The sequence below is a fragment of the Aurantiacibacter odishensis genome, from assembly GCF_003605195.1.
GTDB classification, from domain to species: domain Bacteria; phylum Pseudomonadota; class Alphaproteobacteria; order Sphingomonadales; family Sphingomonadaceae; genus Alteraurantiacibacter; species Alteraurantiacibacter odishensis.
The window spans coordinates 185,804-202,485 of sequence record NZ_QYOS01000025.1; the positions used below are offsets into that span (position 1 = coordinate 185,804).

The following is a 16,682-nucleotide window of genomic DNA, read 5'->3' on the forward strand; positions in this document are numbered from 1 at the left end:
GCACCCGCCAGCACCGGGATCGCGAGCGCAAAAAGCGCGGGGACGCGATCCCGGAAAGGCACCTCAGATGTGGATCGGCTTGCCCTGCACGCCCATCGCGGCCTCTTTCAGGGCCTCGGCATGGGTGGGGTGGGCATGGCAGGTGTAGGCGATGTCCTCGCTCGTTGCGCCGAATTCCATGGCCAGCGCGGCTTCGGCGATCATCGTTCCGGCGACAGAGGCAATGGCCCAGACGCCCAGCACGCGGTCGCTCTCGGCTTCCGCGATCACTTTCACGAAGCCGTCCGGCTCGTGGTTGGTCTTGGCGCGGGAGTTGGCCATCATCGGGAACTTGGACGTCTTCACGGCTTTCTTGTCGCCGCCCATCTTCTCGACAGCCTGCTCCTCGGTCAGGCCAACGCCGGCGATTTCGGGCCAGGTGTAGACGACCGACGGAATCACATCGTGATTCACGATGCCGGTCTCGCCCGCAATCCATTCGGCAACGGCGATGCCTTCATCCTCGGCCTTGTGAGCGAGCATCGGGCCAGGCGCCACGTCACCGATGGCGCGCACGCCCTCGACCGAGGTGCGGAATTCGCCGTCCACCTCGATCTGGCCGCGATCGTTGGTTTCGAGGCCGATGTTCTCAAGACCAAGGCCCTCGGTATTAGGCTTACGGCCAATAGATACCAGCACACAGTCGGCGGTCATCGTTTCCTCGTCACCACCCTTGGCAGGCTCGAGTGTCAGCGTGGCCTTCTTGCCTTTCACCGATACGCCGGTGACCTTGGTGGAAAGCTTGAATTCGATGCCCTGCTTCTTGAAAATCTTACGCGATTCCTTGCGTACGTCGCCGTCCATGCCGGGCAGCACCTCGTCGAGGAATTCGACGCAGGTGACTTTCGCGCCCAGACGGCGCCAGACGCTGCCGAGTTCGAGGCCGATCACGCCCGCACCGATCACCACCATGTGTTCCGGCACCTTGGGCAGTTCCAGAGCTCCGGTGGAATCGACCACCACGTGCTTGGAGTTGTCGACTTCGACATTGGGGAGCGGCGTGACGCTGGAACCGGTGGCTATCACCACTTCCTTTGCCGTCACTGTCTCGCCGCCCACGTCCACGGTGTGCGCGTCCACGAACTTCGCGTGGCCCTTCTTCCAGTCGACCTTGTTCTTCTTGAACAGGAACTCGATGCCCTTGGTGAGCCCGTCGACGGCCTCGATCCGCTGGCCGTGCAGCTTGTCCATGTTCAGCTTGGGCGTCACCTCGATACCCATGTGCTCCATCGCGCCATTGGCGGCAGCGTCGTAGAACTCGGACGCGTGCAGCATGGCCTTGGAGGGAATGCAGCCGACATTGAGGCAGGTCCCGCCCAGCGTCTCGCGGCTTTCGGCGCAGGCGGTTTTCAGCCCGAGCTGCGCGGCGCGAATGGCCGCGACATAGCCGCCGGGACCGGCACCGATAACAAGGACGTCATAATCGTAATTCTCAGCCACCTGCTTCCTCCGCTGGTGTCGTTTGGTTCGTTTCGAGATCGGGGTCCGTGGAGGCCGCGCAATCGTTGACGATGGATGTAACCCGCTCCTGGCTTATGTCTTCCAGGGTAAGGTCGGAGTCCTCGATATAGGTATCGGCAACGCATTCGCACACCTGGCTGATGCGCGGGCCTGCGATGCTTGCACCTTCGGCAACCTGCTCGCACTGTGCCGTGACGCTGTTGCGCAGTTCGCCTTCGAACGCATCGCCGGCGATATCGGTCGCAGCATCGCATCCACCCAGGGACGCGGCACCTGCCAACAACAAGAGGGGGCGTTTGATGCGCATCATCCTCACAGGTCGATCAGCATCCGCATGGGATCCTCGATCGCTTCCTTCATGATCTTGAGCGCGGTCACGGCCTCGCGGCCGTCGATGATGCGGTGGTCGTAGCTGAGAGCCAGGTACATCATCGGGCGGATCACCACTTCGCCGTTTACGGCGACGGGGCGGTCCTCGATGCGGTGGAGGCCCAGCACGGCAGACTGCGGGGGATTGATGATCGGAGTCGACATCAGCGAACCGAACACACCGCCGTTCGAGATGGTGAAGGTGCCGCCGCGCATGTCTTCCATGGTCAGGGCGCCTTCCTTAGCGCGCTTGCCGAAGTCGGCGATGGCGAGTTCGATCTCGGCAAAGCTCATCTGGTCGATCGAGCGGACCACCGGCACGACCAGGCCATTGGGGGCGGAGACTGCAACCGACAGGTCGACGTAGTCGTGATAGACGATCTCGTCCCCGTCGATCTGCGCGTTCACGGCTGGCACGTCCTTCAGCGCCAGTGCGGCAGCCTTGGCGAAAAAGGACATGAAGCCCAGCTTGATGCCGTGCTTCTTGGCGAACGTGTCCTTGTAGGCCTCGCGCGCCTCGATCACGGCGGTCATGTCGCAATCGTTGAAGGTGGTGAGCAGCGCCGCCTCCTCCTGCGCGCCTTTCAGCCGTTTGGCGATGGTCTGGCGCATACGCGTCATCTTCACGCGCTCCTCACGCCGCTCGCCCTTGGCGGAGGGAGCGGGGGCGGGTGCAGGCGACGGGGAAGGCGTCGGGGCAGGGGCGCTATCGCCAGAGCCCTTGGACCCTGCCTGCTTGGATTGGGCAGCGGCCAGCACGTCTTCCTTGGTCAGGCGGCCGTCCTTGCCGGTGCCCTTGATAGTGGTGGGGTCCACACCGTGTTCCAGCACCGCGCGGCGCACGGCGGGAGACATGGTCGGCGCATCGCCGCCTTTCGCGTCCTCGCCCTTCGCATCATCGTCGGGCAGCTTCTCCATTTCCTTGGCGCTTTCCTTCGCCGCGGAATCGTCGGACTTTGCCGCAGCGGGCTTGTCGGCAGACTTGCCTTCCGCGCCTTCCTGGACCCGCGCGATCACGGCGCCGACTTCAACAGTTTCGCCCAGTTCGACAGTGAACTCAGCCAGCACGCCCGCCACGGGGGAGGGCACTTCCACGGCGACCTTGTCTGTTTCCAGGCTGGCGATCGGCTCGTCCGCTTCCACGGCATCGCCGGGCTGCTTCAGCCATTCGCCAACAGTGGCTTCGGTGACCGATTCACCAAGCGTGGGGACTTTTACTTCGGTTGCCATGCGGTGCGTTCCTTGGCTCTCTGAATGCTTACTTCTGGCCGCGCGACTTGCGCGATGCGGCGGTCTTGCCGCGTTCGGAAAGGCCCAGCGCCACGGAGACGAGCGCCTCCTGCTGTGCCTGGTGGCGCTTGGCGTAGCCGGTGGCGGGCGATGCCGCTTCTTCGCGACCGGCATAGCGAGGGCGCATGCCATCGTGACCGGCGGCGGTCAGCGCGTCCTCGATGCGATTCTGAACGAAGAACCAGGCACCGTTGTTGTGCGGTTCTTCCTGGCACCAGACCACTTCCTCGAGGCCCGTCATACGCTTCATCCGCACGGCCAGCGGCTCGCCGGGGAAGGGATAGAGCTGCTCGATCCGCACGATGGAAACGTCGTCCAGTTCCTCCTCGTCGCGCTTTTCCATCAGGTCGTAGGCGACCTTGCCCGAACACAGCACGAGGCGCCGGACCTTCTTGTCGTCGATCTCGGTCTTGTCGGAAAGGATGCGCTGGAAGTGATGGTCACCCATGAAGCGATAGGCATCGCTCTTGGCCTTGGGATGGCGCAGCAGGCTCTTGGGGCTCATGATGACGAGCGGCTTGCGGAACGGGCGCAGCATCTGGCGGCGAAGCACGTGGAAGTAGTTCGCGGGGCTGGTGATGTTGCAGACCTGGATATTGTCGTTCGCGCACAATTGCAGGAAACGCTCGAGACGGGCGGAGGAGTGCTCCGGACCCTGTCCCTCGTATCCATGCGGCAGCAACATGACGAGGCCGTTGGCGCGCTGCCACTTCACCTCGCCCGCAGCGATGAACTGGTCGATCATCACCTGCGCGCCGTTGGCGAAATCGCCGAACTGCGCTTCCCACAGCACCAGCGTCTTGGGATCGGCGAGGGCGAAGCCGTATTCGAAGCCGAGCACGCCAAACTCGCTCAGCGTGGAGTCGTAAACCTCGAACTTGCCGTGGGGCAGGGTGGCGAGGGGAATGTACTTGTCCTCGGTCTTTTGGTCGACCCAGATGGCGTGCCGCTGGCTGAAGGTGCCGCGTCCGGAATCCTGGCCCGACAGGCGCACGCCGAAGCCTTCGGTCACGAGGCTGCCGAAAGCCAGTGCCTCCGCCGTCGCCCAGTCGAAGCCTTCGCCGGTCTTGAACATCTCGCGCTTGGCATCGAGCACGCGGCCCAGTGTCTTGTGAATGTCCAGATCGTCGGGAACCGTGGTGAGCGTGCGGCCAAGGCTGTCGAACAGCTTCTTGTCGAGCGCGGTTTCCACGTTGCGGCGCGCGGTCTCGGGGTCGGCAGGCTTGTGCAGCCCGCTCCATCGACCAGCGAACCAGTCGATCTCATTGGGCTTGTAGGTCTTGCCGGCCTCGAACTCCTCGTCGAGGTGGGCGATGAATTCGGCGCGCATTTCGGGTGCGGTGCCTTCTTCAAGCACGCCCTGTTCCTTCAGCCGTTCAGAATAGATTTCCGAAACGCGAGGATGGCCCTTGATCTCGTCGTACATCAACGGCTGGGTGAACTTGGGCTCGTCGCCCTCGTTGTGGCCGAACCGGCGATAGCACCACATGTCGATCACGATATCGCGCTTGAAGCGCTGGCGGTATTCGATCGCCAGCTTGCAGGCGAAAGTCACCGCTTCGGGATCGTCGCCGTTGACGTGCAGGATCGGCGCTTGCACGCCCTTCGCCACGTCGGACGGGTAGGGGCTGGAGCGAGCGAATTTCGGGCTGGTGGTGAAGCCGATCTGGTTGTTGATCACGAAGTGGATGCAACCGCCGGTGGAATAGCCGCGTACGCCGGAAAGGCCGAAACATTCCCACACCACGCCCTGGCCGGCAAAAGCCGCGTCGCCATGGATCAGGACCGGCAGCACCTGCTCGTGATTGTCCAGATCGTCGCGGAACGCCTGCTGTGCGCGAGTCTTGCCCAGCACAACGGGGTTCACCGCTTCGAGGTGGGAGGGGTTGGGCACCAGGCTCATGTGCACCTTGATGCCGTCGAACTCGCGGTCCGTGCTGGTGCCGAGGTGGTATTTCACGTCGCCCGAACCGCCGACATCGTCGGGGTTGGAACTGCCGCCGGAAAACTCGTGGAAGATCACCTTGTATGGCTTTGCCATCACGTTCGCGAGCACGTTCAACCGGCCACGGTGGGCCATGCCGTAGATGATCTCGCGCACGCCCAGCGCGCCACCGTACTTGATGACCGCTTCCAGGGCCGGGATCATCGATTCGCCGCCGTCGAGGCCGAAACGCTTGGTGCCGACGTATTTCTTTGCGAGGTACTTCTCGTATTCCTCGCCGCGAATGACGGCCTTCAGGATCGCCTTCTTGCCTTCCGGCGTGAACTGAATCGTCTCTTCGGGGCTTTCGAACTTGTCCTGCAGGAAACGCCGCTCCTCGGTATCGGCGATGTGCATGTATTCAAGGCCGACGTGCCCGCAGTAGGTGAGGCGCAGCGCGTTGTAGAGCGTGCCGACTTTCACCCAGTCGAAGCCGAAGGCTCCGCCAACGTAGACTTCCTTGTCTTCCTGCCCTTCGAAACCGTGCCACTTCAGGGTCAGCTCTTCAGGGTTGTCCTGGTGCGATATGCCCAGCGGATCGAGCTTGGCCCCAAGGTGCCCGCGCACGCGGTAGAGCCGGATCAGCAGCATGGCCTGGATGGAATCGCGCGCCGCCGCCTCGATGGAGGCGGAGTCTGTCGGCTTGCCTGCTTTCGCGGCGGCTTCCTTCACCACGGCGACCATGTCGGTCGGGTCCATCGCCGCAGACCACCCGCCCGCGTCGTCGGTCAGCGGCCAGCGCGGGTTGCCCCACGACGGGCCGGGCTGCGCGCCTTCCTGCGGCGGCATCTCGGGGAGGAAGTTGTCCGGCTCTTTACCCATGGCTCTATCCTTTGGACTCTAAAGGAACGGCGGTTACGCCAGTTCCTTCAGCAGTGCGTCGAGCGTGGTGCCAAGCTCGCTGGGCGACTGGGCAACGCGGATACCTGCGTCTTCCATCGCCGCGATCTTGTCGTCCGCGCCGCCCTTGCCGCCCGAGACGATGGCGCCCGCGTGGCCCATGCGGCGACCCGGAGGGGCCGTGCGACCGGCAATGAAGCCGACCATCGGCTTGCGGCGGCCCTTGGCGGCTTCCTGCTTGATGAACTCGGCGGCTTCTTCCTCGGCGCTGCCGCCGATTTCGCCGATCATGATCATCGACTTGGTTTCATCGTCGTCGAGGAACATGTCCAGCACGTCGATGAAATTGGTGCCGTTGACGGGATCGCCGCCGATGCCGACAGCGGTGGTCTGACCGAGGCCCACCGCGGTGGTCTGGTGCACGGCTTCATAGGTCAGAGTGCCCGAGCGAGAGACGACGCCGACGCTGCCCTTCTTGAAGATGGAGCCGGGCATGATGCCGATCTTGCACTCTTCCGGCGTCAGCACGCCGGGGCAGTTCGGGCCGATCAGGCGCGACTTGGAGCCGGTCAGCGCGCGCTTCACCGTCACCATGTCCATCACGGGAACACCTTCGGTGATGGTGATGATCAGTTCGATCTCGGCCTCGATCGCCTCGAGGATCGCGTCAGCTGCGAAGGGCGGCGGCACGTAGATGCACGAAGCCGTCGCGCCCGTGGCTTCCTTCGCCTGGCGCACCGTATCGAATTGCGGCAGACCGAGGTGTTCGCTACCGCCTTTGCCCGGCGTGACGCCCGCAACCATCTTGGTGCCGTAATCCAGCGCCTGCTGCGTGTGGAAGGTGCCGGTGTTGCCGGTCATGCCTTGCGTGATGACCTTGGTGTTCTTGTCGACGAGGATGCTCATGGCGTTCGTCCCTTATCTTGACTGGTATTGTGGTAAATCAGGCGAGCGAGCTATCCAGACCCTTGCAGGCCTCGAGCAGTTCCTTGACCGCATCGATGCTGACCTGGAGGTTGTTCTTCTCTTCGTCCGACAGCTCGATTTCGACCACGCCTTCGATGCCGTCGGCACCGATCACGGCGGGCACGCCGACGTAGAGGCCGTCAACGCCATATTCGCCCGTCAGGTGCGCGGCGCAGGGCAGCACGCGCTTCTGGTCACCCAGGTAGGCTTCGGCCATCGAAATCGCGCTGGTGGCGGGGGCGTAGTAGGCCGAGCCATTGCCGAGCAGGCCGACGATCTCGCCGCCGCCCTTGCGGGTGCGGTCCACGATCTCGTCGAGGCGGCTTTCGGAGACGCCCTTGATCTTGGCCATGTCCGCCACCGGAATACCGTTGATGGTGGAGTAGGAGAGCACAGGCACCATGGTATCGCCGTGGCCACCCAGCACGAAGGCGTTCACGTCCTTCACGGATGTGTCGAATTCCCAGGCGAGGAAGGTGGCGAAGCGCGCGGAGTCCAACACGCCAGCCATGCCGACCACCTTGTTGTGCGGCAGGCCGGAGAATTCGCGCAGCGCCCATACCATCGCGTCAAGCGGGTTGGTGATGCAGATCACGAAAGCGTCGGGGCAGTTGTTCCTGATGCCTTCGCCGACGGCCTTCATCACTTTCAGGTTGATGCCCAGCAGGTCGTCACGGCTCATGCCCGGCTTGCGCGGCACGCCCGCGGTCACGATCACAACGTCCGCGCCAGCAATGTCGGCATAGTCATTGGTGCCGGTGATCTTCGCGTCGAAGCCTTCGATGGGGCCGCACTGCGACAGGTCCAGCGCTTTGCCCTGCGGCATGCCCTCGGCAATGTCGAACAGGACGACGTCGCCCATTTCCTTCTTCGCAGCGAGGTGGGCAAGGGTGCCGCCGATCATGCCGGCGCCGATAAGGGCGATCTTCTTGCGAGCCATGGAAAGTCTCTATCCTTCTCGGGCGCGTCTGCCTGCCTGTGGTGACTGCCCAGCGCCCACGCGGGACCAGCCACCCGGATTCGATTTGGCCGCCCTAGGGCGCGGGAAAGGGCATTGCAACCGCGAAAAGGAATTGTTTTTGCAAACAGTTCGCAATAGCAATAACGCGCTGCAGATCAAGCCAGATGCATAGTCACAAGACGCGGCAAAGCGCCAGCGGTTCCCCGACCTGTCACGGCGGGGACGCAGGCGCGCATGTTGTTGGAAATTGCTTGCTGTCGAGAAGCGGCTCAGCCGCCAGCCTGCGCCGGCATGTCGATTCGGCTGGCCATGCGCCGATCAAGCGCGCGGCACACTTCCAGCCACCATTCGAAGGTCTGGCGATCACCGGCGTCGGCAGCGGTGATGGCCTGCTGCCGGGCATGGTCAGCCGCGGCAAGGCCATGCTCCGCGAAATGGCGCAGAGCTGCGTGGAGGTGGGGGCTGGAAACCTGCTTGCCGCGGTTGTCGTTCGCAGGACGGAAATGCATCGCGCGCGCTTTGCGGCGGGGCATCCGGCAGCTGGTGCGATGAAGCGATGCGGCAAAGCGAATGGGCATGGTTTGCGAACTTCCGAATTTTCCTGTCTTCGCCTCTGCGGGCGATGGCACGACTTTAGACGCCCTCACGCTAAGCGAAGGTTGGAAGGCATGGTTTCCGAAATGTTGAGGCTGTTCAGCCTCTTCGCTCAGGGCCGTTCGATCCACCGACCGCTGTTGGCATATTCGCTGCGCACCGCGCCCGAGGACGGCAGCAGGCTGGTGCTGGCCGGTGCGGGAGCGGGCGTTGCAGTCGGCGCGCTTTGGGGCGCGGTCGGCGGCGTTCCCGGCACTTCGGCAAGCGACGTAGCCTGCGCCAGCGCCACGGGGTCCGGACCCTCAGCCTGTGCCAGCGACGGCGGCGTGGTGGCGCGGCCCGGCTGCGGCTCCCCGCCAGTATAGTCGAATACGAAGGCGGCGCTCTGTCCTGCCGCTCCCGGCCAGCGATAGAACACGTGCGCGCCGATCACCGTCGTGCGCGTCAGGCTGGGTGCCCAGTAAGGGTTCACGGCCAGTGTGTGGTAATGGGTGGAAAGGCCAACCGGCGCATAGACGCTGCCCGCCAGCGCCGCGCGGGCGATGCGGCTGGCGCGCTCCCACCCGCCGCGCGAGGGACGGCGGGCCAGAGAGCCGTCGCAGGTAAAGGTGAACTGGCACCCGGTTCGCCGCGCCGATCCCTGGTAGACGACGCCGCAAACCGTGTTCGGCCAGGCGCTGTGCGCCACGCGGTTCAGCACCACCTGCGCCACGGCACGCTGGCCCGCGTCGCTCTCGCTGGCGGCTTCATAGTAGATCGCCGTGGCGAGGCATTCCTGCGCGCGCACCATGTCGCCGCCCGATCCCATGGCCACCAGCGACGCAGCGGCCGGGCCAATTTCGGGCCGCGCGGGGCTGGCCAGCTCGGCGCTGTCTATCGTTGCACCGCCGGGAGTGTATGCAGCCGTCACGACCGGCGCTTCCTCCAGGTAGTAGAAAGCGGAGCCGGGAAAGCTCTGACCCGGCGTCTCGAACCCCATCGGCTGGGTGGCCTTGGAGGGCGCTTGCGCGATCTCGGGCTCGAAAGCGGTTTCCGCTGCCAGAGCCGGCACGGCGAGCACTGCCGCCAACACGCCCAGGCGGCGGACGAGCGCGGCACGCCGCGCAGCGCGCGCACGGCGGCGCTCGGCGAGAATCATTTGCAGAGTCGGGCGGGCGGTCTGGTCCACGCGCTCGCCCATAGGGTGAAGAGCTTGCCGGGACATCAACCCCGGTAGGGCCGTTCCAGAGAGGGACGCCGCTTACCGCTCCGTTAACGATCGGGCCGTTCACCATTGCCTCTACGGCATTTGGGCCATATGGCGGGCGTGACGTCACGGGTGTTCGCGCCGGAATCGTTCCTGTGCGAACCTAAGAGGGAAGCGGGTGCAATACCCGCGCTGCCCCCGCAACTGTGACCGGGGAGCGACCTGCTCACATGCCACTGCCTGCCTGATTGGATTCAGGGGGCGGGAAGGCGGGCAGGAAGCGACGATCCGGGAGCCAGGAGACCTGCCCGAGACGGTCGCTTACGCTATCGGGCGGGGTGTACCGACAGCCAGCGGGAGAGCGCAGTTCCGCGCTCCCTCCGTCACGAGCGGCAAGCACGCTTTTGACTGGAGGTTCAATGTACAAATACCTGTTTTTCGGCGTTTCCCTTGCAACTCTCGCGCATCCTGCCGCCGCGCAGGACGAGGCGACCATAACCGTCACCGCCACCGGCACCCGCATCGAGGTTGTCGATACCGGCCAGGCCGTCACCGTGATCGGCGAGGCCGAGATCGAGGCGGTGCAGGGTGCGGACCTGACCCGCGTTCTCGAACGCGCACCGGGCGTCGCCATCAGCCGTAATGGCGGCACCGGTGGGTTCACCGGCGTGCGCCTGCGCGGCAGCGAGGCGGAGCAGGTGCTTACCGTGATCGACGGCCTGCGCGTGTCGGACCCTGCCGCGCCCACGGGCGGTTACGATTTCGGGAACCTGCTGGCGCTCGATCTCGACAAGCTGGAGATCCTGCGCGGTTCAAACTCCACAATCTGGGGATCGGACGCGATCGGCGGCGTGATCGTCGCCTCTACCCGTGCGCAGAGTGGCCTGCGCGCGCAGGCCGAATACGGCGCGCGCGATACGGCAAGCGGCATCGTCTCGGGTGGAGTGAGCGATCCCGACACCGGCTTCCTCGGCCTTTCCGGCACGTGGTTCAGCACCGACGGCATTTCCGCCGCCGAAGCGGGCACCGAAGCCGACGGCTTCGAGCAATGGGCGCTGAACGGACACGCACGCTACTACTTCAGCGACCGGCTCGAGGTGTTCGGCCGCACCCGTTACGCCGAGGGCGAGCTTGACCTCGACGGTTTCCCCGCGCCCGACTTCATCCTCGCCGACACCGACGAAGTGCAGGAAACCCGCCAGTGGACAGGCTCTGCGGGCGCGGTGCTGGATACAGGCGCGCTGTTCCTCTCCGCCGCCTACAGCTTTGCCGATACCGACCGGGACAACCTCGACGGCACGGGGGCGGAGACCTTTACCAGCCAGGGCCGTTCCGACCGGATCGAGGTGCGCGGCGAGTGGCGGCCCATCGGCCCCTTCCTGCTGCACTTCGGCGCGGAGAACGAGTGGACCAGCTACGCCACGGCCTTCGACACTGGCGAGGATACTCGCAGCAGCGGCGCCTATGCGCAGGCGGGTATCGAGTACAACGCGATATCCGGACATATCGGCGCGCGGGTGGACGACCACGCCGACTTCGGCACGACCGTCAGCTTCGGAGGAGATGTCAGCTACGAACTCTCCCCTGGCTTGCGCCTGCGCGCCAGCATCGGTGAGGGGTTCAAGGCGCCAAGCCTGTTCCAGCTTTATTCCGAATACGGCAACCTTGCGCTCGATCCCGAGCAGAGCACCAGCTTCGATCTCGGCCTGGCCTACGGCGAGCGCACGCTGTCGCGCGAGCCGGTTTACGGCGCAGTGACGGTGTTCCAGCGCAACACCGACAACCAGATCGCCTTCGTCAGCTGCTTCGGCGAGACGACGGGCATCTGCACCGACCGTCCTTTCGGCACCTACGACAACGTCACCCGCACCCGTGCGCGCGGAATCGAGGCGGAACTGTGGGCGCGGCCTGCCGATGGCGTGTCGCTGGGGGCGGTCTATACGCTGACCGATACCGAGAACCGCGATACCGGCCTCACCCTGGCCCGCCGCCCGCGCCATGCGGCTACGCTGACGGGCGAGTGGCAGCCCGTGGACACAGTGACGCTGGGCGCGGACTTGCGCGTGGTTTCGGGCAGCTTCGACGATGCGGCCAATGCCGTGCGGCTGGACGGCTACGAAGTGCTTACCCTGCGTGGCAGCTGGAACGTGAGCGAGCGTGTGGAACTGTTCGGGCGGGTGGAGAACCTGTGGGACGAGCAATACCAGACCGCCGCCGGTTACGGCACGGCGGGCACCGGGGCGCACATCGGGGCAAGGCTGTCGCTTTGAGAAGCGTGGTCGTCTTCGCCCTTGCACTGGCGGCCTGTTCCGGGCCGGTCGAGCGCGCGCAGGGCGATTACCCCACCGTGGTCAGCCTGAACCCGTGTGCCGACGCGATCCTCGCCGAAATCGCCGCACCGGGGCAATTGCTGGCCGTCTCGCACTACAGCCACGATCCGGCGGCAAGCTCGATGCTGCCTGAGCGCGCGGCGCAATTCGCCAGCACCGGCGGCACGGCGGAGGAAGTGCTGGCCCTCGCGCCCGACGTGGTGGTGGCGGACGTGTTTATCCAGCCCGCCACCCGCCGCGCGCTGGAACAGGCGGGCATCCGGGTGGTGGCACTGGGGATCGCCTCATCGCTGGAAGCGAGCCTCGAACAGGTCGAAGCCCTCGGCGCGGCGACCGGCAATAAGGAGCGTGCCGCGCATTTGTCCGGCGAGATCGCCCGAGGCTGGCAGGCCCATCACTGGAACGGCGAGCCTGCGATCGCGATCCTGTGGCAGCAGGGCGGCATCGTCGCGGGGGAGGGGGCGCTCGCCCATGCGCTGATGCAGCAGAGCGGCTTTGCCAGCCTGTCCGCCGCGCGCGGGCTGGGGCAGGGGGCCTACTTGCCGCTGGAAGAAGTGCTGGCCGATCCGCCGCAGGTCGTCATCACGGCGGGCGACGAACGCGCCTTTTCGCATCCGGCCATGCGAATGGCTTCCGGAATACAGCACTACACTCTGGATTCCTCGCTGCTCTATTGCGGAGGGCCGACCATCCCGCGCGCGCTGGACCGGCTGTCCGAGATCAGGCGGCAGGTTCCGTGAACCGCGCGAGCCTGATCTTTGCCGCCCTGTTGCTGGTCGCCGTGCCGCTTTCCCTGCTGGCAGGTCGCGTATGGATCTATACGGGGATGACGCCCAACGCCCTCGCGATCCTTGCCGAGCTGCGCCTGCCGCGCGCGGTGCTGGCCGTGGTGATCGGCGCGGGGCTGGGTGCGGCTGGCGCGGCGATGCAGGGTTACCTGCGCAATCCTCTCGCCGATCCCGGCCTGTTCGGCATCGCGCCGGGCGCGGCGCTGGGCGCGGTGATCGCGCTCTACATCGGCGTTGCCAGTGCCATCCTGCTGCCGCTGTTCGCGCTCATTGGCGCGGGCGGTGCGATGGCGCTGCTGGCGCTTATCGCCGGGCGCACGGCGAATCCGGCCAACGGAATCGCCCTGTTCACGCTGGCGGGCATGATGATTGCCAGCCTGGCGGGCGCGCTCACCTCCCTGGCGATCAGCCTCGCGCCCAATGCCTTTGCCATGAGCAGCATCGTCACCTGGCTGATGGGCGCATTGACGGACCGCAGCTGGGCCGACGTGATGCTGGCCGCGCCGCTGACGCTGGCGGGCCTCGCCGCGCTGTGGCTGGCGGGGCGCGATCTCGATGCGATGACTTTGGGCGAACCTGCCGCGCGGTCGCTGGGTGTCTCACCGGGCCGCTTGATGGCGCTGCTGGTGGTGGGCACGGGGCTCACCGTGGGCAGCGGGGTGGCAGTGGCGGGGATCATCGGTTTCGTCGGCCTGATCGTGCCGCATCTCGTCCGTCCGCTGACCGACAAGCGCCCCTCCAGCCTGATCGTCCCGAGCGCGCTTGCGGGCGCGCTGCTGGTGCTGGTGGCGGACGTGGTGGTGCGTATCCTGCCGCTGGTGACGGAACTGCGCCTCGGCATCGCGCTCTCGTTGATCGGCGCGCCGTTCTTCCTGATGTTGCTGCTGCGAATGCGGAGGGCGGCGTGATGCTGGAAACGCGTAACCTCTCTCTTGCAGATCGGCTGAATATCGTGACCACCGCGCTGCAACCCGGCGCGATTACGGCGATCTGCGGCCCAAACGGCGCGGGCAAGTCCACGCTGCTCTCGGCGCTGGCGGGACTGCTCGACGCGGACGTGGGCGAGGTGCTGCTGGACGGCGCTCCGCTATCCGCCATGCCGCTACGGGGGCGGGCCAAGGCTATCGGCTACCTTCCGCAATCGGGCGAAGTCGCGTGGGATGTATCAGTCGCCAATCTCGTGGCGCTGGGCCGCCTGCCGCATGGCGACGCGGGCAAGTTCGCCGTTGCCAGCGCGATGGCCGCCACCGCCATGTCCGACTTTGCCGCGCGGCCCGTGTCCACGCTTTCGGGCGGTGAAAAGGCGCGCGCGCTGCTTGCCCGCGTTCTGGCGGGAGAGCCGCGCTGGATTCTCGCCGACGAACCCCTCGCCGCGCTGGACCTCGCCCACCAGCTCGGCCTGCTGAAAGTGCTGCGCGCTCAGGCGTACGGGGGCGTCGGTGTTGTGCTGGTCGTGCACGACCTCGCCCTCGCGATGAACCACGCCGACCGGGTGCTGGTGCTGGACGAAGGACGCCTGAAAGCAGACAGCGCCCCCGAGGAGGCGCTGTCGCTTGAGACCATCAACGATGTCTGGGGCGTGAAAGCGCGCTGGCTGGGCGAACCGGGTCAGCGGGCTTTGGTCACCGAAAGTTAGACAGCGCCTTCTGCGCCATCGACACCCGTAACATCGTCATCTTCCGGGATCAGGCCGCGTGCTTCCAGCAGCGGCTCGACGCGCGGGTCGCGTCCGGTGAAGTCGCGGAACATCTGTTCGTAGGTCTTCGAGTGACCCTGGCCGAGGAAGGTGTTCACGATGTGGTCGCCCATCTCGCGGGTCATGCCGCCGTTTGCCGCCACGTAGCTGTAGGCATCGTGGTGCAGCATTTCCGTCCAGGTGTAGGCGTAATAGCCCGCGTCATAGCCGTGCTCGAAGATGTGGCGGTAGTAGGGGGTGCGGTAGCGCGGCGGCACCAGGTCGCTGCGCAGTCCGATACGTTCCAGCGCTTCGGCTTCGAACGCCATCACGTCGGTCGGCGCGGGCTGGCTGGGGTCGAGCGAGTGCCATTCCATGTCCAGCAGCGATGCGGCGATGATCTCGCCGAAGCTGTGGCCCTGGTTGAACTTGCTCGCCCGGTCGATCGCTTCCACCAGCTCCATCGGGATCACTTCGCCGGTCTCGTTGTGGCGAGCGTAGCGTTGCAGCACTTCCGGCACGGCGGCGAAGTTCTCGTGGAACTGGCTGGGGAATTCCACCCAGTCGCGCGCGGTGTTGGTGCCCGAGAGCGAGGGATACTGCTGATCGGCAAAGATGCCGTGCAGCGCGTGGCCGAACTCGTGGAACATCGTGGTCACGTCGTCCCACGTGGCCAGCGCCGGCTGGCCGGCGGCGGGCGGAGCGATGTTCTGCGTGTTGGTGACGACCGGCTTCAGGCCCAGCAGGTGGCTCTGCTCGATGAAGTTGCTCATCCACGCACCGCCGCGCTTGCTCTCGCGCTGGAACGGATCGAAGTAGAACAATGCCTGTTCCTCACCGTCGTGGAAGACGGTGTAGACCTTCACGTCCGGGTGATAGGTGGGGATGTCGGTGCGTTCCTCGAAAGTCAGGCCGTAGAGCTCTTCGGCCATGTAGAACACGCCGTCTTCCAGCACGTTCTCCACCACGAAGTACTGCTTGATCTCCTCGTTATCGAGTGCGTAGCGCTCGGCGCGGACCTTGCTGGCGTAATACTGCCAGTCCCACGGGGCGAGGGTGAAGTCGTGCCCGTCTTCCTCGATACGGGCCTGCAGCACGGCAGCCTCGCGTTCCTGCGTTGCGCGCAGGGCAGGCACCATGTCGGCCATGAAACCGATGGCAGCCTGCGGATCGGAAATCATGCGGTCGTACATCTGCCAGTTGGCGTGGCTTGGCTCGCCGAACAGCTGGGCGCGGCGGTTGCGCAGCGCGATCACTTCCTGGATCAGCGGCAGCGTGCTGGCCTCGCCCGACTGGTTGCGGTCGATGCTGGCCTTGAACAGCATTTCGCGCACGTCGCGGTTGTCGAGCTGCGCCAGCTGCGGCACGCCGGTGGTGTTGCTGACGTTCAGCATGAACTCGCCGTCGCGGCCCGCTTCGGTGGCGGCTGCAGCGGCAGACGCGATCTGGCCTTCGGACAGGCCCGACAGCATCGCGCGGTCATTCACGAAGATCGCGGCGTTGTTCTGGCCGGTCGTGATGCGCTGCGAGATCTGCGAGGAGAGCGAGGAGAGCCGCTCGTTGATCTGGCGCAGTTCGGTCTGCGCATTGTCGCCCAGCAGCGCACCACGGTGGACGAACTCTTCGTACGTCGTCTCCAGCAGCATTGCGTCTTCCGGCGTCATGCTCATCGCGGCTCGATTGTCGTAAACGGCCTTCACGCGGGCGAACAGCTGCGGGTTGAGGTAGATGCTGTCGGTCATCGCGGCGACCTGCGGGGCAAGTTCCTCGTCGGTCGTAGCGATGGTGTCGTTGATGTTGGCGGACACGATCTGGCTGAACGCGCCATAGGCACGGTCGAACACCTGGCCCGAGCGTTCCATCGCGACGAGTGTGTTGGAGAACGTCGGCGGGTTGGGGTTCTCGGCAATCGCCTCGACCTCGGCCAGCTGGATGGCGATGGCTTCCTCGATGATGCCCTGCCACTCGCTGTCCTCGATCTGGTCGAACTGCGGGGCGTGCATGTAAAGCGGCGACAGCTCGGCAAAGATGCTGGTCGCCTCGGGAATGTCGGGGTTGTATTCTGCCGTATTGGGCAGGGCAGCAGACGTGTTCATGCCGCCTTCTTCCATCGTTGTGCAGGCGCTGGCAAGCGCGGCGATCATGGTGGTGGCGAGAAGTGTGCTCTTGCGCATTCGGGCGTCTCTTCCTTCAGGATTG

13 protein-coding genes and 1 riboswitch are annotated in these 16,682 nt (G+C 65.4%); of the genes, 4 read left to right on the forward strand and 9 right to left on the reverse strand.

Annotation, left to right across the window (positions count from 1 at the left end; translation table 11 throughout):
- Window positions 1-63: 63 nt before the first annotated feature.
- The 8 genes from lpdA to D4Q51_RS12865 all read right to left on the reverse strand — a co-directional run bounded on the left by lpdA (window position 64) and on the right by D4Q51_RS12865 (window position 9,672).
- Complete coding sequence (gene lpdA / locus D4Q51_RS12830) at window positions 64-1,479, reverse strand: dihydrolipoyl dehydrogenase (protein ID WP_120078162.1); 1,416 nt, start codon at window positions 1,477-1,479, stop codon at window positions 64-66.
- Entirely contained in the window at window positions 1,472-1,810 is a 339-nt protein-coding gene (locus tag D4Q51_RS12835) for a hypothetical protein (protein WP_120078163.1), read from the reverse strand. The genes lpdA and D4Q51_RS12835 overlap by 8 nt, the downstream gene beginning before the upstream one ends.
- 2 nt (window positions 1,811-1,812) lie before the next feature.
- Window positions 1,813-3,099, reverse strand: a complete 1,287-nt coding sequence (odhB, locus tag D4Q51_RS12840; protein ID WP_120078164.1) for a 2-oxoglutarate dehydrogenase complex dihydrolipoyllysine-residue succinyltransferase — start codon at window positions 3,097-3,099, stop codon at window positions 1,813-1,815.
- Between the two features lie 28 nt (window positions 3,100-3,127).
- Window positions 3,128-5,965: a 2-oxoglutarate dehydrogenase E1 component gene (locus tag D4Q51_RS12845; protein WP_120078165.1), complete on the reverse strand. Its 2,838-nt coding sequence runs from the start codon at window positions 5,963-5,965 to the stop codon at window positions 3,128-3,130.
- Between the two features lie 33 nt (window positions 5,966-5,998).
- A complete protein-coding gene (gene sucD, locus D4Q51_RS12850) occupies window positions 5,999-6,889 on the reverse strand; it encodes a succinate--CoA ligase subunit alpha (protein WP_120078166.1) in 891 nt (296 codons plus the stop codon).
- A 37-nt stretch (window positions 6,890-6,926) separates the two neighbouring features.
- Window positions 6,927-7,889 carry a malate dehydrogenase gene (gene mdh, locus D4Q51_RS12855; RefSeq protein ID WP_120078167.1) on the reverse strand — a complete coding sequence of 321 codons (963 nt, stop codon included), beginning with the start codon at window positions 7,887-7,889 and terminating at the stop codon, window positions 6,927-6,929.
- A 290-nt stretch (window positions 7,890-8,179) separates the two neighbouring features.
- On the reverse strand, window positions 8,180-8,443 hold the full coding sequence (locus D4Q51_RS12860) for a hypothetical protein (RefSeq protein WP_240624723.1): 264 nt from the start codon (window positions 8,441-8,443) through the stop codon (window positions 8,180-8,182).
- A 173-nt stretch (window positions 8,444-8,616) separates the two neighbouring features.
- Entirely contained in the window at window positions 8,617-9,672 is a 1,056-nt protein-coding gene (locus D4Q51_RS12865; protein WP_240624725.1) for a cell wall hydrolase, read from the reverse strand.
- 131 nt (window positions 9,673-9,803) lie between these two features.
- Window positions 9,804-10,016, forward strand: a riboswitch (cobalamin riboswitch).
- Window positions 10,017-10,109: 93 nt separating this feature from the next.
- On the opposite strand from D4Q51_RS12865, the gene D4Q51_RS12870 reads away from it, so the two are divergent.
- From D4Q51_RS12870 to D4Q51_RS12885, 4 genes are read left to right on the forward strand one after another with little or no spacing between them, the layout of a single operon-like run.
- Window positions 10,110-11,960, forward strand: a complete 1,851-nt coding sequence (locus D4Q51_RS12870; protein WP_120078168.1) for a TonB-dependent receptor plug domain-containing protein — start codon at window positions 10,110-10,112, stop codon at window positions 11,958-11,960.
- 5 nt (window positions 11,961-11,965) lie between these two features.
- A complete protein-coding gene (locus tag D4Q51_RS12875; RefSeq protein WP_240624805.1) occupies window positions 11,966-12,760 on the forward strand; it encodes an ABC transporter substrate-binding protein in 795 nt (264 codons plus the stop codon).
- Complete coding sequence (locus D4Q51_RS12880) at window positions 12,757-13,716, forward strand: FecCD family ABC transporter permease (protein ID WP_120078170.1); 960 nt, start codon at window positions 12,757-12,759, stop codon at window positions 13,714-13,716. The genes D4Q51_RS12875 and D4Q51_RS12880 overlap by 4 nt, the downstream gene beginning before the upstream one ends.
- A complete protein-coding gene (locus D4Q51_RS12885; RefSeq protein ID WP_120078171.1) occupies window positions 13,716-14,444 on the forward strand; it encodes an ABC transporter ATP-binding protein in 729 nt (242 codons plus the stop codon). The genes D4Q51_RS12880 and D4Q51_RS12885 overlap by 1 nt, the downstream gene beginning before the upstream one ends.
- Here the strand turns inward: D4Q51_RS12885 and D4Q51_RS12890 are convergent.
- The gene (locus D4Q51_RS12890) at window positions 14,441-16,657 is read right to left on the reverse strand and encodes a M3 family metallopeptidase (RefSeq protein WP_162925325.1); all 2,217 of its coding nucleotides are present in this window, start codon (window positions 16,655-16,657) and stop codon (window positions 14,441-14,443) included. The two genes, D4Q51_RS12885 and D4Q51_RS12890, sit on opposite strands and share 4 nt — an antisense overlap.
- Window positions 16,658-16,682: the final 25 nt, after the last annotated feature.

Bases quoted from the DNA above. Each gene is read 5' to 3' on its own strand.
- sucD (WP_120078166.1), bottom strand. From the start codon at position 6,889: ATGAGCATCCTCGTCGACAAGAACACCAAGGTCATCACGCAAGGCATG.
- D4Q51_RS12870 (WP_120078168.1), top strand. From the start codon at position 10,110: ATGTACAAATACCTGTTTTTCGGCGTTTCCCTTGCAACTCTCGCGCAT.
- D4Q51_RS12890 (WP_162925325.1), bottom strand. From the start codon at position 16,657: ATGCGCAAGAGCACACTTCTCGCCACCACCATGATCGCCGCGCTTGCC.
- D4Q51_RS12845 (WP_120078165.1), bottom strand. From the start codon at position 5,965: ATGGGTAAAGAGCCGGACAACTTCCTCCCCGAGATGCCGCCGCAGGAA.
- odhB (WP_120078164.1), bottom strand. From the start codon at position 3,099: ATGGCAACCGAAGTAAAAGTCCCCACGCTTGGTGAATCGGTCACCGAA.
- D4Q51_RS12885 (WP_120078171.1), top strand. From the start codon at position 13,716: ATGCTGGAAACGCGTAACCTCTCTCTTGCAGATCGGCTGAATATCGTG.
- mdh (WP_120078167.1), bottom strand. From the start codon at position 7,889: ATGGCTCGCAAGAAGATCGCCCTTATCGGCGCCGGCATGATCGGCGGC.
- D4Q51_RS12860 (WP_240624723.1), bottom strand. From the start codon at position 8,443: ATGCCCCGCCGCAAAGCGCGCGCGATGCATTTCCGTCCTGCGAACGAC.
- D4Q51_RS12835 (WP_120078163.1), bottom strand. From the start codon at position 1,810: ATGATGCGCATCAAACGCCCCCTCTTGTTGTTGGCAGGTGCCGCGTCC.